This window comes from Ruegeria sp. BJ6 (assembly GCF_056537885.1).
This window is the reverse complement of the sequence record NZ_JBQFSG010000001.1, coordinates 830,837-846,864: the sequence shown is the minus strand read 5'-3', so window position 1 is coordinate 846,864 and position 16,028 is coordinate 830,837. Positions and strand designations below refer to the sequence as shown.

The 16,028-nt window shown below is 55.6% G+C and carries 14 protein-coding genes; 10 read left to right on the top strand and 4 right to left on the bottom strand.

What is annotated here, in order from left to right:
- Positions 1-81: 81 nt before the first annotated feature.
- Complete coding sequence (locus ACR0D6_RS04105) at positions 82-1,413, top strand: DUF3300 domain-containing protein (RefSeq protein WP_480764557.1); 1,332 nt, start codon at positions 82-84, stop codon at positions 1,411-1,413.
- Position 1,414: 1 nt separating this feature from the next.
- On the top strand, positions 1,415-2,305 hold the full coding sequence (locus tag ACR0D6_RS04100) for a DUF2950 family protein (RefSeq protein WP_480764556.1): 891 nt from the start codon (positions 1,415-1,417) through the stop codon (positions 2,303-2,305).
- Between the two features lie 380 nt (positions 2,306-2,685).
- Here the strand turns inward: ACR0D6_RS04100 and ACR0D6_RS04095 are convergent, their stop codons facing one another.
- The 4 genes from ACR0D6_RS04095 to ACR0D6_RS04080 are packed head-to-tail and all read right to left on the bottom strand — an operon-like array spanning position 2,686 to position 6,105.
- Positions 2,686-3,411, bottom strand: coding sequence for an ABC transporter ATP-binding protein (locus ACR0D6_RS04095; RefSeq protein ID WP_480764555.1), 726 nt, complete (start codon positions 3,409-3,411; stop codon positions 2,686-2,688).
- Positions 3,408-4,229: an ABC transporter ATP-binding protein gene (locus ACR0D6_RS04090; protein WP_480764554.1), complete on the bottom strand. Its 822-nt coding sequence runs from the start codon at positions 4,227-4,229 to the stop codon at positions 3,408-3,410. The genes ACR0D6_RS04095 and ACR0D6_RS04090 overlap by 4 nt, the downstream gene beginning before the upstream one ends.
- Positions 4,226-5,128 carry an ABC transporter permease gene (locus ACR0D6_RS04085; protein ID WP_170651048.1) on the bottom strand — a complete coding sequence of 301 codons (903 nt, stop codon included), beginning with the start codon at positions 5,126-5,128 and terminating at the stop codon, positions 4,226-4,228. The genes ACR0D6_RS04090 and ACR0D6_RS04085 overlap by 4 nt, the downstream gene beginning before the upstream one ends.
- Positions 5,125-6,105, bottom strand: coding sequence for an ABC transporter permease (locus ACR0D6_RS04080; RefSeq protein WP_480449585.1), 981 nt, complete (start codon positions 6,103-6,105; stop codon positions 5,125-5,127). The genes ACR0D6_RS04085 and ACR0D6_RS04080 overlap by 4 nt, the downstream gene beginning before the upstream one ends.
- A 120-nt stretch (positions 6,106-6,225) precedes the next feature.
- Here ACR0D6_RS04080 and ACR0D6_RS04075 point away from each other — a divergent pair, with 120 nt between their 5' ends.
- The 8 genes from ACR0D6_RS04075 (at position 6,226) to betC (ending at position 16,023) form a co-directional block, all read left to right on the top strand.
- Positions 6,226-6,855, top strand: a complete 630-nt coding sequence (locus ACR0D6_RS04075; RefSeq protein ID WP_480764553.1) for a helix-turn-helix domain-containing protein — start codon at positions 6,226-6,228, stop codon at positions 6,853-6,855.
- Positions 6,852-8,447 (top strand): ABC transporter substrate-binding protein, encoded by a 1,596-nt coding sequence (locus tag ACR0D6_RS04070; RefSeq protein WP_480764552.1) that lies wholly within the window; start codon positions 6,852-6,854, stop codon positions 8,445-8,447. Before ACR0D6_RS04075 ends, ACR0D6_RS04070 begins: the two co-directional genes overlap by 4 nt.
- 54 nt (positions 8,448-8,501) lie before the next feature.
- On the top strand, positions 8,502-8,960 hold the full coding sequence (locus tag ACR0D6_RS04065) for a GAF domain-containing protein (protein WP_480764551.1): 459 nt from the start codon (positions 8,502-8,504) through the stop codon (positions 8,958-8,960).
- Positions 8,957-10,033 (top strand): M24 family metallopeptidase, encoded by a 1,077-nt coding sequence (locus ACR0D6_RS04060; RefSeq protein ID WP_480764550.1) that lies wholly within the window; start codon positions 8,957-8,959, stop codon positions 10,031-10,033. The genes ACR0D6_RS04065 and ACR0D6_RS04060 overlap by 4 nt, the downstream gene beginning before the upstream one ends.
- Before the next feature lie 305 nt (positions 10,034-10,338).
- Complete coding sequence (locus tag ACR0D6_RS04055) at positions 10,339-11,148, top strand: hypothetical protein (RefSeq protein WP_480764549.1); 810 nt, start codon at positions 10,339-10,341, stop codon at positions 11,146-11,148.
- 75 nt (positions 11,149-11,223) lie between these two features.
- Positions 11,224-13,080 carry an FAD-dependent monooxygenase gene (locus tag ACR0D6_RS04050; protein WP_480764548.1) on the top strand — a complete coding sequence of 619 codons (1,857 nt, stop codon included), beginning with the start codon at positions 11,224-11,226 and terminating at the stop codon, positions 13,078-13,080.
- 298 nt (positions 13,081-13,378) lie between these two features.
- The gene (locus tag ACR0D6_RS04045; RefSeq protein ID WP_480764547.1) at positions 13,379-14,500 is read left to right on the top strand and encodes an aromatic ring-hydroxylating oxygenase subunit alpha; all 1,122 of its coding nucleotides are present in this window, start codon (positions 13,379-13,381) and stop codon (positions 14,498-14,500) included.
- The gene (gene betC / locus ACR0D6_RS04040) at positions 14,497-16,023 is read left to right on the top strand and encodes a choline-sulfatase (protein WP_480764546.1); all 1,527 of its coding nucleotides are present in this window, start codon (positions 14,497-14,499) and stop codon (positions 16,021-16,023) included. The genes ACR0D6_RS04045 and betC overlap by 4 nt, the downstream gene beginning before the upstream one ends.
- The last annotated feature ends 5 nt before the right edge of the window (positions 16,024-16,028 follow it).

The following is a 16,028-nucleotide window of genomic DNA, read 5'->3' as shown; positions in this document are numbered from 1 at the left end:
AGGGCCCAGCCGCGAACTGAGGGCTGAGGTTGCCAGAATCGCAGACATGGGTGATCCTTCAATAGATTGAAGGAACGCAATATGTATAGATATCTGGTAATTGCGCTCGGAATTGGTGCATCAACTGCCTTATACGCGCAAGAAGCATCCGATGCCTCGGCGTCACAAGACAGCTCAGAGACTTCGTTGGAACTCTTGACTGACGCAGAACTGCAAACGCTTGTTGCGCCGGTGGCACTCTACCCCGACACGTTGCTTATTCAGATTTTGGTGGCAGCCACCCAACCTTTAGAGATTGTAAAGGCCGAACGATACTTGCTGGACAATACCGAGCGCGATCCAGCCGAGCTTGAACCCGAAATAGAAGCGATGGGTTGGGACCCTTCCGTCAGTGTGTTGGCAACGGCTTTCCCGGAAGTCGTCGGTCAGATGGCTACGCATATCGACTGGACCGAGACGGTCGGCACCGCCATGCTGGCCCAGTCGGATGACGTGATGGATGCGGTTCAGGTTATGCGAAATCAGGCGATCGACACAGGGGCCCTTGTTTCGGGGCCCGAGCAGACAGTGGAAGTTTCGGACGACGATACGATTATTGTCACGCCCACCGAACCCGAAACTGTGTACGTCCCCCAATACAACCCTGAGACGGTTTATACCGGCCCATCGACCGGAGACGTGGTCGGCACGGCCTTGCTTACGTTTGGCGCTGTCGCGTTGATCGACGAGATCTTTGACGATGACGATGATTGGTACGGCTACTGGGGTTGCAGAAATTGTGGTGGCTGGGGCGGCGGTCCGATCTACCGAAATCCGAATATCGACATAGACGTCGACGGCAACGTCAATATTGGCAACGACATAGATCTGGGTGATCGCACAGATATTGAGTGGTCACCGGATCCGGATCGCCAGCAGCAAGCCCGTGATAAAATTGCTGATCATAAAAGACCCGAAGGCGGTCGCGGTGACTTGCCAGTCAATCGCCCCGAAGGTCGCACGGACGAACTGCGCGACAAGTTGAGCCGTGAAAGCGGTGCGGCGGACATCAGCCGGGATCGCGCCGCTGCGGCGGTCGCAGCCGGTGCCGGAGCAGGCGCATTGGCCGGTGGTGCTTTGGCAAACCGTGGCGACGGGAACAAGTCACTTCCGCAAGTGAACCGGGGCAATGTCGACCGGGACAAAGCCGCAGCCAAGCAGAAGGCGGTTGATCGCACGAAACGTCCGGATGCGGCGAAACAGCCGGTCAAAAAGAAACCGCAAGCGGCCAAGAAACCTCAGGCAAAAAAGGCGGCAGCACAGCGGAAACCGTCTGCGTCCAAGGGTCAGGCAATGAAGAAAAAAGCGTCAGGCAACAGAGCTCATAAGGCGTCCCAACGTGGACATGCCGCCAAGGGCAAGCGGAGACGGTAAAATGCGCACATCTATTTCTTCTGTTTTACTTTTGTCTTTGACGGTAGGTTCGGCGTTCGCGGATGGTGCCCGTTTCGACACGCCCCAATCGGCTTTGGATGCTTTTGTCGAAGCTCTGAAGGCGGATGATCAGAACAGGCTGATTGAGATTTTCGGAGCCGAGGCTGAAGAGTTGATTGGCACCGGTGATCCCGTGGAGGATCAGGAAAGACGGCGCGAAGTGCTTGGCATGTATGCCGAAGGCTATCGATTTCAGCCTGATGATGACGGGGTTGTTCTGGTTCTGGGTGAAGACGGCTGGCCATTCCCGATCCCAATTCTGCGTGGCGATGAGGGGTGGCAATTTGATATCGAAGCTGGGTTGGAAGAACTGTCTGCTCGCGAGATTGGTCTGAATGAGCTGGAAGTGATCGACTTGCTTGAGGCCTATGTGGACCTTCAGGCGGCATTCCGTCTTGTGGATCACAACGGTGATGGTGTGATGGAATTTGCGCGGTCGATCATCGCTGATCCCGGAGCGAGAGACGGTTTGTTCTGGCCAGACGAAGACAGCTTTGTCGGCGCCGCACTCGCCCGAGCGACAGCATCGGGGTGGAGCGACGGCGAAGATGATTATGAGGCGGAGCCGTTTCTCGGCTACTACTATACGATTTTGGAGGAACAGGGAGCGAATGCCCCTGGTGGTGCGTACTCGTACTTTATCGGCGATTATTTTGTTGCCGGGCATGCTCTGCTGGCAGTTCCCTCCGACTACGGTGAAACCGGGATTCACTCCTTTCTCGTCGGCGAAAACGGTATCGTCTATGAGGCGGACTTCGGACCCGAGACCCTTGAGGTAACGGCCGAAATATCAGCCTACGATCCCGGATCGGATTGGACGCCGGTCGAGTAGCAAACCAAGGTTTGAGCGCTTTCTCTAACAACAGCAGTGCGCCCCAACGCGACAAATGATGTACGCGTGAGCAACGTCCGCGATGAGCAGATAGCAAGTTTTGCAAACCCTGGTCGTGCTCTCAAAACAAGCACAATCGAAAGGCCAGCTTGGCCGCATTGAGCCTGGCTTAATTAATGCTGCATCTTAGACGAACGATGCATCAGCGCAGGAAACGGACAACGATAACCGAGTGGGCGGCCCGATGCTGACATTCCGGCTGTTGGCATTTCGACTTACCAAACTCCCTACACTAGGCATTCAAAGTTGATCGAGCAGAATTGCAGGTTGGCGGGGGCTCTCTCACAAGGACTGCTCAGATCAGCACGCAATTTCCATGACTATTCGACTGATCGTTGAAACAGTTCTTTGCCGTAGTCAGACGTGAATTTGCCGGAACGCAACGTGGCAACGTCGGCGAGTTCCGCGATGCGTCCTGCTCGCAAAATCGCCAGCCTGTCACACAGGAAACTGACAACCGGCAAATCATGAGTGACAAGAAGGAAAGTCAGGTGTTTTTCTTCGCGCAAGGATTTAAGCAAATTCAGAATCTCTGCCTGTACGCTGACATCCAAAGCGCTTGTGGGTTCGTCTAGAAGCAAAATGGGAGGGTCAAGCATCAGCGCGCGGGCGATGGCCACCCGCTGGCGTTGTCCGCCAGACAGCTGATGGGGAAGGCGAAAGCGAAAGCGCCGAGGCAAACCAACGGCATCCAGCATGTCCAGAACCCGCCGATCCCGATCTGGCAATCGGTGAATCGCGAGCGGTTCACTGAGTGTGTCGTCCACTGTTCGACGGGGGTGCAGGCTGCCATAAGGGTCCTGAAACACCATCTGAACTTGCCGTGCCAGCGCAAGGCGGCTTGTTTTCCCTTGGCGGTTGGTGCCGATCTGCAATGTGCCCCGAAACGGTTTGACCTGACCCGAAAGCGCCTTGAGGATGGTCGATTTGCCTGACCCGGACTCCCCGACAAGTGCAAAGCTCTCGCCCGCTGCGACCTCAAACGTAACATCATGCAAGACGGTGGTTTCACTGAACTTTACTGAAAGGTTCTGAACCTGGATCATAACGCGCCTCGATCCAGAACCGGCAGGCGCGCGCGATGTTCATCGATCTTGGGCAGGCTGGCCACCAGTCCGCGCGTATAGGGGTGACGTGCCTCATTGAGTTTGCCAGTACCCAGTTCTTCGACAATTTCACCCTTAAACATTACCAATATCCGGTCACACCAGCGTGACACCATATTCAGGTCATGTGAAATAAGCATCAGCCCCATGCCCCGACGTCGAACAAGGTCGTCCAAAATATCCAAAACCTGACCGCGCACAGAGACATCCAAAGCGCTTGTGGGTTCGTCGGCGATCATCAGTGCCGGTTCCATGACAACCATCATGGCGATCATCACACGCTGCCCCATGCCGCCAGACACCTCGTGCGGGTAAAGCTTGGCTACACGTTCAGGGTCTTCAATGCGCACGGCTTGCAAGGCGTCCATCATGCGCTGGCGGCGTTCCTTGGGACGGGCGACACCATGTACTGCCATGGCTTCTTCAATCTGTTCACCGATGCGAATAACCGGGTTCAGGCTGAATTTTGGGTCCTGTAGCACCATCGACATACGCGCTCCGCGCATCCGGCGCATGGCAGCTTCGGGCAGGCCGCGCAGATCGGTGCCATCGAATTCGAGACGGTCCGCAGTCACACAACCGGGGGAGGGTATCAGCCCCATGATGGCCCGTCCGGTCATGCTCTTGCCCGATCCGCTTTCCCCAACGATGCCCAATCGCTCTCGGCCGAGGTCAAAGGACAGGCCGCGCACAACCTCGACCGGGCCGTGGTCCGACGGGAAGGTGACGCGTAGATTTTCAACCGAAAGCAGGCTCATCCGCGCGACCTTTGTTTCGGGTCCAGCACGTCACGCAATCCGTCACCAAACAGGCAAAATCCCAGCGATACGATCACGATGGCAAAGCCGGGCATAGTGGCGACCCACCATTGATCGAGGATGAACGAGCGCCCACGTGAAATCATCGCTCCCCATTCCGGCAATGGGGGCTGCGCGCCCAGGCCGAGGAAGCCCAAACCGGCGGCAGTCAGGATGATCCCCGCCATGTCGAGTGTTACACGGACGATGGTCGATGACATGCACAATGGCACGACGTGAAGCGCGATGATACGTGCCGGGGATGCGCCCTGCATGCGCACCGCATCAAGGAATTCGGCGTTTCGGAAAGTCAGCACCTCGGCCCGAGCGATCCGTGCGTAGACAGGCCAGGCGGTGATAGCGATGGCAATGACCGCATTCTCGATACCGGGACCCAGCGCCGCGACAAAGGCCAGGGCGAGGATCAGTCGGGGCAGGGACAGGAAGATATCCGTCAACCCCATTAGGATGCGATCGATCCAGCCCCCGAAATAGGCGGCAACAGTGCCGATCAGCAATCCAAGCGGAGCGGAAATCACCGCCACCAGCAGGACGATCATCAGAGTGATCCGTGCGCCGAAAATGATACGGGACAGGATATCCCGGCCCAGTTCATCGGTGCCCATCCAGTGGGTTGCGGACGGCGGCTGCAGGCGGTTCGCCAGATCACCTTCGATGGGTGAATAGGGGGCTAACCATGGTGCAAGTGCCGCCACGATCAACAGCATAAGAATGATGGCGAGCCCGACCATTGCCAGCGAGTTGCGGGCCAATGCGCGGGCCAATCTGTAGAACTGCCCCAAACGGGCTTGCATCAGTGTTTCGGGATCGTCGGAAAGCAACCAGTCGCGTGTTGTCATGATCGCGCCCTCGGGTCGAGCAGTCGGTAAAGTGCGTCAGATGTTTTGTTGATCCCTACAAAGACCGCGCCGATCACTAGTGTCGCGCCAAGAACCGCGTTCATGTCGGCATTCAGAAGGGCCGTAGTTAGATAGCTGCCAATGCCCGGCCAACTGAACACGGTTTCAATCATCACCGAGCCTTCCAGTAGCCCGGCATAGCTCAACCCGATTACGGTAATCAATTGCACGCGAATGGGTCGGAACGCATGTCGCCACAGGATCAACCGCTCGGGTGTACCTTTGACGCGAGCGGTGATGATATATTCCTGGCTTAACTGTTCGAGCATGAAGCTGCGCGTCATGCGCGCGATATAGGCAAGGGCAAAGAAGCCAAGGATCGTTGCAGGCAGAATGATATGATGGATGGCGCTTAGCAGTGCTTCCCGGTTTCCGTCGATGATGCTGTCTATCAGCAAAAGCCCGGTGCGTGGTGGCACTGTGCCATCGAGAAAGAAATCGATCCGGCCCGGACCACCAACCCAACGCAGGTTGGCGTAGAAGACCACCAAACCAACTAGCCCCAGCCAGAAGGCCGGGATGGCATAGCCCGCCAATCCGATCACGCGGATAACGCGATCCGCCAGCTTTCCCTGCCGTGACGCTGCGAAAACGCCCATTGGAACGCCAAGAAGCACACCGATGATGATGCCGATCGTGGCCATTTCCAGTGTGGCCGGGAACACGCGTGCCAAATCCTCGGCCACCGGACGGCCAGTAGAAACTGACATGCCAAGCTCTCCATGAAGAACTTGGTTCACGTAGCGCGCGAATTGAACAACAAGGGGGTCATCCAAGCCCAATTCCTGCCGCGTCGCCTCGTATGTTTCTGCGCTGGCCCTGTCACCGACAATCGCCACCACCGGATCAATCGGAACGACCCGCCCGATTACAAACGTGATCGCGAGCAAGCCGAGAAATGTCACGACCAGTGTCATTAGGAACTGGAGGGCTGGGATAGATCGGGTCAAGTTCGGCTCCGTTTCACCCACAATATCAAAGTTTTTTGACTGAGCAAAATTTTTTTACTAATATCAAAATTTCTTGCAGGAGCGACTATGTCTGAACCCATGTCCAATATCGACCCTGCGCGTCCGCCTGCTTTTGGTGGTCGCATCAGGGACTTGCGCCGCAAGGCGAACATGACGCTGCAGACCCTTGCAGATCAGGCGGGCATTTCGGTTGGCTTTCTCAGTCAGGTTGAGAGGGACAAGGCGACGCCCAGCCTTGGAACGCTTGCCAATCTGGCGGCAACGCTAGGTGTGGACGTGGACGTCTTCATTTCCACGCCAAAACCCGCTGACAGCGTGACACGCCAAGGTGAACGTCCCCAATTCGCGCTCGCGGATTCGTCTCTGTCTTACGAACATATTTCGACGGTTTTGCCGGGCGGGACATTGTCGTCGCTGATTATCCATATCCCCGCAGGATACTCGTCAGAGGTCACCGCTCATGTCGGTGAAGAGCTTATCATGGTGCTGGAAGGGACCGTGCGCCAAACGCTGGGCGAAACACATTTCGTACTGCACCAAGGCGACAGCCTGCACTTTATGGGTGATACCCCCCACGCCTTTGAAAATGTAGGCGATGGCCCGGCCAAACTTTTATGGACCGGCACCTCGCCCAGATTGCTTGGCCCCAAGCCGGGCGCACAAAATAATCACAACATCAACAGGAGAGACCAATGAAGTACGTTCCAGACATTGCCAAAACGTTGGCGGTGAGCCTTGTCGCGCTTTCGGCCACACCTGTATTGGCCGAAACACCTGCCAATGCACTGGTGATCGCGCAAAACATAGATGATATCGTGACCATCGATCCTGCATCGGCCTATGAGTTTACTTCGGGCGAATATGTCACAAACACCTATGACCAACTGGTGCAATACGACGCCGAGGACACCACCGTTCTGGCGGCGGGTCTGGCGGAAAGTTGGGAGATCGATGCAGCCGCCAAGACCGTGACGTTCCAGTTGCGCGACGGCGTTAATTTCACATCGGGCAACCCGCTGCGCGGTGAAGACGTAGTTGGAAGCTGGAAACGCGTTCTAGTTCTGCAAAAGGCTCCGGCCTTTATTCTGGAAAACCTCGGTTGGTCCGCCGACAACATCGAAGAGATGGTCACGGTTGACGGCAACAAGGTCACGGTTCGTTGGGATGGTGATTTTGCGCCGTCTTTCGTGCTGAACGTTCTCGCCGCCCGCCCGGCTGCAATCGTGGACTTTAAAACCGCGATGGCGAACGAGGTTGATGGCGATATGGGCCACGCCTGGATGAACCAGAACAGCGCCGGAACAGGCGCCTATACACTCTCCCGGTATGCACCGGGTGAAGTTTTGATGCTTCAGGCAAATCCGAACTACTGGAACGGCGCGCCCGCGACCGAGCGTGTGATGATCCGCCACGCACCCGAAGCGGCAACCCAGCGGCTGCTACTTGAATCCGGTGATGTGGATATGGCCAAGAACTTGACGCCCGATCAGGTTGCCGGCCTTGCAGGCAATGCCGACATCAAGATCGAAACCTATCCGCAGACCGCAGTGCACTGGTTCAGCTTCAACCAGAAACATGAACCTCTGACCAACCCCGCACTGTGGGAAGCCTCGCGCTATCTGGTGGATTACAACGGCATGGCCGACAGTTTCCTCAAAGGTCAGATGGAAGTGCATCAGGCGTTTTGGCCCGAGGGTTTCCCCGGCGCTTTGACCGATACACCATTCAATTATGACCCGGACAAGGCCAAGGCGATCCTTGAGGAAGCTGGCGTCGAACTGCCGATTACCATCGAACTTGACGTGATCAACGCGCCGCCGTTCACCGATATGGCAGCCAGCTTGCAGCAGACCTTTGCACAAGCCGGCATAAACTTTGAGATCTTGCCGGGCACGGGTGCACAGGTGATTACAAAGTACCGCGCACGCACCCATCAGGGGATGCTGTTGTACTGGGGCCCGGACTTCATGGACCCGCATTCGAACGCCAAGGCGTTTGCCTACAACGCTGACAACTCCGACGATAAATACGCATCGACAACAACTTGGCGTAACGCATGGATGCCTCCTGCCGAGATCAATGAGAAGACCAAGGCGGCTTTGGCCGAACAGGACGCAGATAAGCGCAATCAGATGTATGTCGAACTGCAGAAATCCATGCAGGAGGAAGCGCCGTTCGTGATCATGTTCCAGGCAGTCAAGCAAGTTGCGATGGCGGACAATGTCGAGGGCTTCGTGAACGGGGCCAACGCGGACTATGTCTACTACCGCCTTGTCGAAAAGAACTGATGTATCAAACCGGGAGCGGTCTCCGCTCCCGGTACACACTATTGAAAGCGTTACATGACACCTGACGAAGTTTTTGCGGCGCTGCATCGCGCGGCTGACACGGCGTGCGGCGCGCGCCTTTTCACGGTGACCGTGCTGGACCGAAAAGCGGGGCTCGCCCGACGCGCCTATTCCTCGCACCCTCTGGAATACCCGGTCACTGGTACAAAGCCCATGGGCAGCAATGACTGGACAGAACAGGTTCTCGAACGGGGGGAGACCTTTGTGGCCAACCAGACCGCTGAATTTGCGCCCTATTTCTCGGACCACGCGCTAATCAACGAACTGGGTTGTGAGGCTGCGGTCAACATTCCGGTGACCAAGGAAGGGCAGGTTATCGGCACCGTGAACATCCTAGATGAGGTCGGGCATTTCACGCGGGCGCGCGTAACACTGCTGGAACAACTGGTCGCCGATGCGCGGGTAGAATTGTATGCCGCCTTTGATGAAGTGCGATTGGAGGAGAAGACATGACCAGGCTCGATCGGTTGCGGGAGCGTATGGCGGCAACCGGGGTTGATCTTGTTGCATTGTCACCTGGTGCGCATATGCACTGGCTTTTGGGGTTTGCGCCCCATCCCGACGAACGGCCATGCCTCTTGCTGATAGGACCCGACAAGGCAGGGTTCCTGATGCCTGCATTGAATGCTCAGGATGCACGGCAACACAGCGATCTGCCGTTCTGGGAGTGGGGTGATGACGACGGTCCTGATGCGGCGTTTGCCGACGCTCTACGCGCTGTCAATCCGCAACCGAAAAGCGTAGCGGTTGATGAAGCCATGCGCGCTGACCATGCGCTTTTGTTGCTGGATGCCTTGCCAGATGCCAAGCGCAGCTTCGCCTCTGGCACAATCGGTGCCGTGCGGATGATCAAGGATGATAGTGAACTGGCGGCTTTGCAGGAAAACGCCCGTATTGCCGACGCGGCTCATATCGCCATCCGAGAGGCCCTGCGCGATGGCGTTACTGAACGCGAATTGGTCGAAGTGGCAAAAGCGCGGTTCGAAGCAGGCGGTGCGCATTTTGCCTTTGGCATTGTGGGGGCAGGCGCGCATTCAGCGTTCCCTCACCACCATTCGGTGGATACGCCAGTGCGTCCGGGTGACGCGATCGTTGTCGATATCGGAGGCAAGAAAGACGGCTACTTCTCGGACATAACGCGTATGTCCTGCCTGGGTCACGCACCGGAGGGATACCAGGACGTTCACGACACTGTTGACGCTGCGGTCTCAGCGGCGCTGGCAGCCATTCGGCCGGGTATCAAGGCCTGCATGATTGACAAGGCAGCCCGCGACGTCATTGAGGCGGCAGGATACGGTGAGTTCTTCACACACCGCACAGGTCACGGGCTTGGGTCCGAGGTGCACGAACCGCCTTACCTGACCGGCATCAGTGAATTGGTCTTGGAGGAAGGCATGGTTTTTACGGTTGAGCCAGGCGTTTATCTGCCAGGCCGGTTTGGTGTCCGGTTGGAAGAAGTAGCGGTTGTCACTGCCGAAGGTTGCCGCATTCTGTCAAACCTTTCGCGAGACCTGTTCACAGCTTGAAGCAGGTCATTTCTGTATTGTCGCTCTGCTGAGCTACCGGACTGCTCTGCCGGTCCGGACATTCACCGGCCCTGAAACCACCGTTCCCAGATCGCGGTGACTGGTCGAGTTGAGCCCATCGTGGCGCATTCTGCCCTTTGCGCGAATGTTTGGTATACTGACCAAAACGGACATCCAATGCGGGTGATTGGTTGTTCGCAATTTGCCGATCTCGAACTGGCCGCTTCAATTTCAGGGATAGCTGCCTTCGGTTTGACCTGTTCAGACGGTCAGGCCAGCTCGGCATCGGCTCGGGAGGGTGGGGAATGAGACCAGAGGAATTCTTCGGAAGCGCCGATCAGCGATCCATTCTCAAACGCGCGCGCGCGTTGTCGGAAATCCTCCGCAATGATGCCCGCTTTAGCTACTATGGCCGCACGGTTGGTGTGGCCAGTTCACTTGATGGCGATGTGGATTTAGTGGCGAATCTTGCCAAAATACAAGGAAACTCAAGCTGCATCACGGTACCGGCCAACGAAAGCCAGTGTTTTTCGTCGGGCCTGAGCTCAAGAGGTCTTACACCGCTCGTCTACCAGAAGTGGGAAGGATCCAAAACAACCTTGGCAGCAGCTAGGGATGTCGTCAGCGCCATCCCGTTTCCCGATGATATCACCCTCGTTTGGGTGTCTCCGGAAACCTCCGTAGGCTTGCTGCAAGCGGCTGCGGATATGGCCTTGAATTGTGGGGTCCTGCCAACATGCGGAGCAGCATTGAGAGGAGAGCTTCAACCTACCGTGAGCTGTATGGCCATCGATTGTTCGGGCAACGTATTTTCGATTGCTGCGGCGTCTGCCATTGCTCATCCAGAACACGCGACATTGTCCGGGCAGGCATGGTGGGGAATGCTGGCAACAAACCCCTCAATGCGAGGACGTAAATTGGCTCTGGTCCTCGGTGCTCACGCGATTTTGGAGATGGAAAAAAGATTTGGGTTTCAGGAGTTCATGACCGGTGTAGAGGCGGGAAATACACCCTCAGAAGCGGTATGCTCCAAGATGGGACTAGCTCCGCGCGGCATGACAATTGTCACCTGCACGGACCCTGAAGCATCGAGGGATGGTCGGCTAACGAAATAACCGGGTGGTTCTGAGAATGAGTAAAGGCCTGACACCCACAAGAATTTTATTTCAATGTCTGCAATAGGTTTGCGAATGCAGTATCATCTCAATGGTTTCCGCGCTGGAGATCCTTCAATTGCCTCCGCCAGTTCAGCCTCGGCGAGGGAAACCACCGACGTGCTGATTATTGGTTGTGGGCCCGCTGGATTGACGTTGGCGACTCAGCTCAGTGCTTTTGGTGACATCTCGGTGCGTATTATCGAGCGTAAATCTGGCCCTCTGGAGTTTGGCCAAGCGGACGGTATCGCCTGCCGCTCTGTCGAAATGTTCGAAGCATTTGGTTTTGCAGAGCGTGTGATCAAGGAAGGCTATCAGGTCAATGAAGTGAGCTTTTGGCGACCTGGAGCTGACGGAACGCCACTTGTCCGGGTCGAGCGCATCCAAGACGTGGAAGATGATCTTTCTGAGATGCCACACATCATTCTGAGCCAAGCCAGAGTTCATGATTTTTACCTTGAGAATATGGCCAAATCACCGCGCCGCCTCGTTCCTGACTACAACCGAGAACTGATTTCCCTGACTCGAACGGAAGGTCACGACTTTCCAATTGAAGCAACAGTTGCCTGTGTGAACAGGCCTGAGGATACCGAGACCATTCGAGCCAAATATGTCGTTGGCTGCGACGGCGCGCACAGCAAAGTGCGATCCGAATTGGGACTTGTCCTAGAAGGAACATCGGCACGACAGCTTTGGGGCGTGATGGATGTTCTTTGCAACACCAGTTTCCCCGACATCAGATTAAAATGTGCAATCCAATCTGCGGATCAGGGCAGTATCCTGATTATTCCCCGCGAAGGTGGCTATCTGGTTCGCCTGTACATAGAACTTGATGAACTAGGCCCTGATGAGCGCGCCGCTGATCGAGGTGTCACGACAGACGAGTTGGTCGAAAAGGCTCGAAAGATCCTATCCCCTTTTGACTTTGATGTCGCACAAGTCGCCTGGTGGTCGGCATACGAGATTGGGCAGCGTGTTTGCGATACCTTTGATGATGTCGACGACACGGAACGTGGAGCAAAATCACCTCGAATATTCATTGCCGGTGATGCCTGTCACACGCACAGCCCGAAAGCAGGACAAGGCATGAACGTCTCAATGGCTGATGCCTTCAATTTGGGTTGGAAACTGGCCGCAGTTCTTCGCGGCCAATCGCCCGTTGAATTGCTGGACACTTACTCCATGGAACGTCGCGCAAAGGCGCAGGAATTGATCGATTTTGACCGCGACATGGCGCGCCTGTTTAGTGAAAAGCCAAAGACCAAAGAAGATGCCGCCCAATTTCAGGCATATTTCAAGAAGCATGGGCGTTACACAGCGGGTGTTGAAACCTGTTATGACACTTCGTTGATCAGGGGAGATACACGCCATCAGGAACTGGCGACAGGTTATCCTGTTGGCAAGCGGTTCCACTCTGGACCTGTCATCAGGCTTGCCGATGCGAAACCAATGCAGTTGGGGCACAATTTGAAGGCTGATGGGCGCTGGCGGATCATCATTTTTGCGCCAAGATCAGACGGAGGCGAGGCAAATGGACCTGTGGCTGCTATGTGTGCAGACTTAGAGACGTTGCTGGAGCGAGTGACGCCAAAAGGTGCTGATATCGACGCGGTGATCGATGTCCGTGCGGTCTTTCAGGTTTCTCACCGGGATATGGACATCTCGAAACTGCCTAATCTGCTGAAGCCTCGAAAAGGGTCACTGAACCTCACTGACTATGAAAAGGTTTTTTGTCCAACCCAAGATGGAAGTGACATTTTCAACATGCGGGGCATCAATCGAAACAAGGGCGCAGTCATTGTTACCAGACCGGATCAATACGTGTCCTTGGTGACACCAATCACTGGAGGCGCAGAGATTAGAGTCTTCTTCGCCCGCGTATTACCGTTCTAGGCAAGTCACTCTCGGGGCAACATGCCAACCCGTTATTCAGACAAACTCAGCGAAGGTCGGCTCCGTTGCGCGATGAATGAATTCACCAGCCTCAAAATGTTGCACCTGTGTCGAATGACCGAAAATCGGGTGCTGGCAAGGAACTAGCATTCACGTGTCAGCCAAATCCAGCGTTTGTTAGATCACCACGGTGCGCCCGAAAACCAAAGGCTTGGCGAAAATAATCAAAACGCCGGCTGAAAAAGCATAGCTCAGAATCTCACCCGAAATAGAATTAGCCTTACTTGGGAGGGGCAATATGGCTGATTCAGAAACAATTTCCTTTGGTTATCACGTTGATCCATCGCGCTCGAGCTCGTTGCAGGCTGCTGCATACACCAAGGGCAAGTGGTTTGACGCTGACCTTCGCTTCATTCTCTCCAAGACTTGGCAATGGGTGTGTCATGGCGAGAAAACACGTGAGCCGGGGGCCTATGTAACGGTGGATATTGCCGGTCAACCTATTGCGGTTGTGCGTGACAAAGAAGGTAAGCTTCGTGCCTTTTACAACGTTTGCAAACACCGTGCGCACGAACTGCTAACGGGTGAAGGCAATACCACACGGATTATGTGCCCCTATCATGCTTGGGTCTATAAGCTTGACGGGCAATTGGCGCGAGCGCCGCATACCGAAAACCTCGAAGACTTCAACAAGGACGAGATTTGCCTCGACGAAGTGCAGGTCGAAGAGTTTTGCGGATTTGTTTTTGTCAATTTGGACCCGACTGCCGCCTCGTTGTCAGAGCAATCCGGAAACCTGGAAACCGAGGTGCGGCATTGGGCGCCGGATGTGGATCAGCTCACTTTTGGTCACCGTCTGACCTATGACATCAAATCGAACTGGAAGAACGTCGTGGACAACTTCCTGGAGTGCTATCACTGCCCAACGGCACATAAGGATTTTTGTGACCTCGTGGATATGGATACCTACAAGGTCACAACCTACGGCATCTACTCAAGCCATATGGCGGACGCGGGCACCAGTCCAAATACCGCCTATGACGTGTCAAATGCCACTGTCAAAACCCACGCGGTTTGGTGGCTATATCCTACCACCTGCCTGATGCGATATCCCGGGCGCTCTAGCATGATCGTGTTGAACATAATCCCTGTTGGACCGGACAGAACGCTAGAAACTTATGACTTCTTCCTCGAGACGCCGGAACCTGACGCGATGGAACTGGATGCAATTCGCTATCTGGACGAAGTACTTCAGGTTGAAGATATCAGCCTCGTCGAAAGTGTGCAGCGCGGAATGAACACACCTGCGTTCACCCAGGGTAGGATCGTCAATGACCCGGATGGGTCCGGCAAGTCCGAGCACGCCGTGCATCACTTCCATGGTTTGGTACTTGATGCTTACGCAAAAGGTGCTGCGTGACGCGGCCAAATATCCTTGTGATCATGGCGGACCAACTGGCCCCTCATTTCACAGGGGCTTACGGACACAAGGTCGCAAAAACGCCGCACCTTGATATGCTGGCTGCGCGTGGCATGCGCTTTGATGCGGCTTACTGCAACTCTCCTCTCTGTGCGCCTTCACGGTTTGCTTTTATGTCAGGTCAGCACATCAGCCGCATCGCAGCTTATGATAACGCGTCCGAGTTCAGGGCTTCGGTGCCAACATTTGCGCATTACCTCAATTCGCTAGGCTACCGGACGTGCCTTTCAGGCAAGATGCATTTTGTTGGCCCGGATCAAATGCATGGTTTCGAAGACAGGGTAACGACAGATATCTATCCCGCAGATTTCGCGTGGACCCCGGATTGGGAAGCCCCGGACGAGCGGATCGACAAGTGGTATCACAACATGCAGACGGTCAAGGAAAGTGGTGTGGCCCATGCTACATTCCAGATCGACTATGACGACGAGGTTGGCTTTGCCGCCAAACGCTGGCTGTTCGATGCGGCCCGCGACAAAGCACTTGGCAACGACGCGCCTTTTGCGATGGTGGCAAGCTTCATCCATCCACATGATCCTTATGTGGCGCGACCAGAGTGGTGGAACCTGTACGCGGACGTTGACATTGACATGCCTGCGTTTGTGCCCGCGCTAGAAGATCAGGACCCGTTTTCTCGTCGTTTGATGGATGGGATCGAAGCATCCTACGTGCCGCTCAGCGAGGCGGAAATACGGCGCGCCCGTCATGCTTATCTGGCGAACGTCAGTTACTTCGACAGCAAAATCGGAGAGCTTGTTCAAACCCTCGAAGAGACGGGCGAGTTGGACAACACCATAGTGATTGTCACAGCCGACCATGGCGACATGCTGGGCGAACGTGGGCTGTGGTACAAAATGAATTTCTTCGAACACTCCGCGCGAGTTCCACTGGTCATGGCCGGGCCGGGCATTGCAGTTGGGACCGCGCAAAATGCGGTGTCGCTCGTCGATCTGCTGCCAACATTCATCGACATTGGGGGCGGTGATGAGACGATGCTTGGAGAACCAATCGATGGTCGCAGCCTGATGCCTTTGGCCCGGGGCGAGGGCGATCCAATTGATGAGGCCATCAGTGAATATTGTGCCGAAATGACGGGCTATCCAGTGATCATGATCCGGCGCGGACCCTTGAAGTATATTCATTGCGATAGCGACCCGCCGCAGCTCTATGACCTGAGTGCTGATCCGATGGAAACGCAGAATCTTTCTGTGGACCCTGGTTACGCTGACGCGGCAGATCGTTTTTCAGTGGAAGTTGCCGAGCGTTGGGACGGCAGTGATTTGCGAAAGAAGATTATCGCGACGCAAAAATCCCGCCGCGCGTTACATGCCGCGATGGAAGCAGGTGCCAGCGAGCCATGGGATTATAACCCTCCGTCTGACGCAAGCCAGCAGTATGTACGCAACAATATGGATTGGACTGTGGCCGCAAGCCGCTATCGCTATCCGCCTTTGAAGGACTGAAGCCG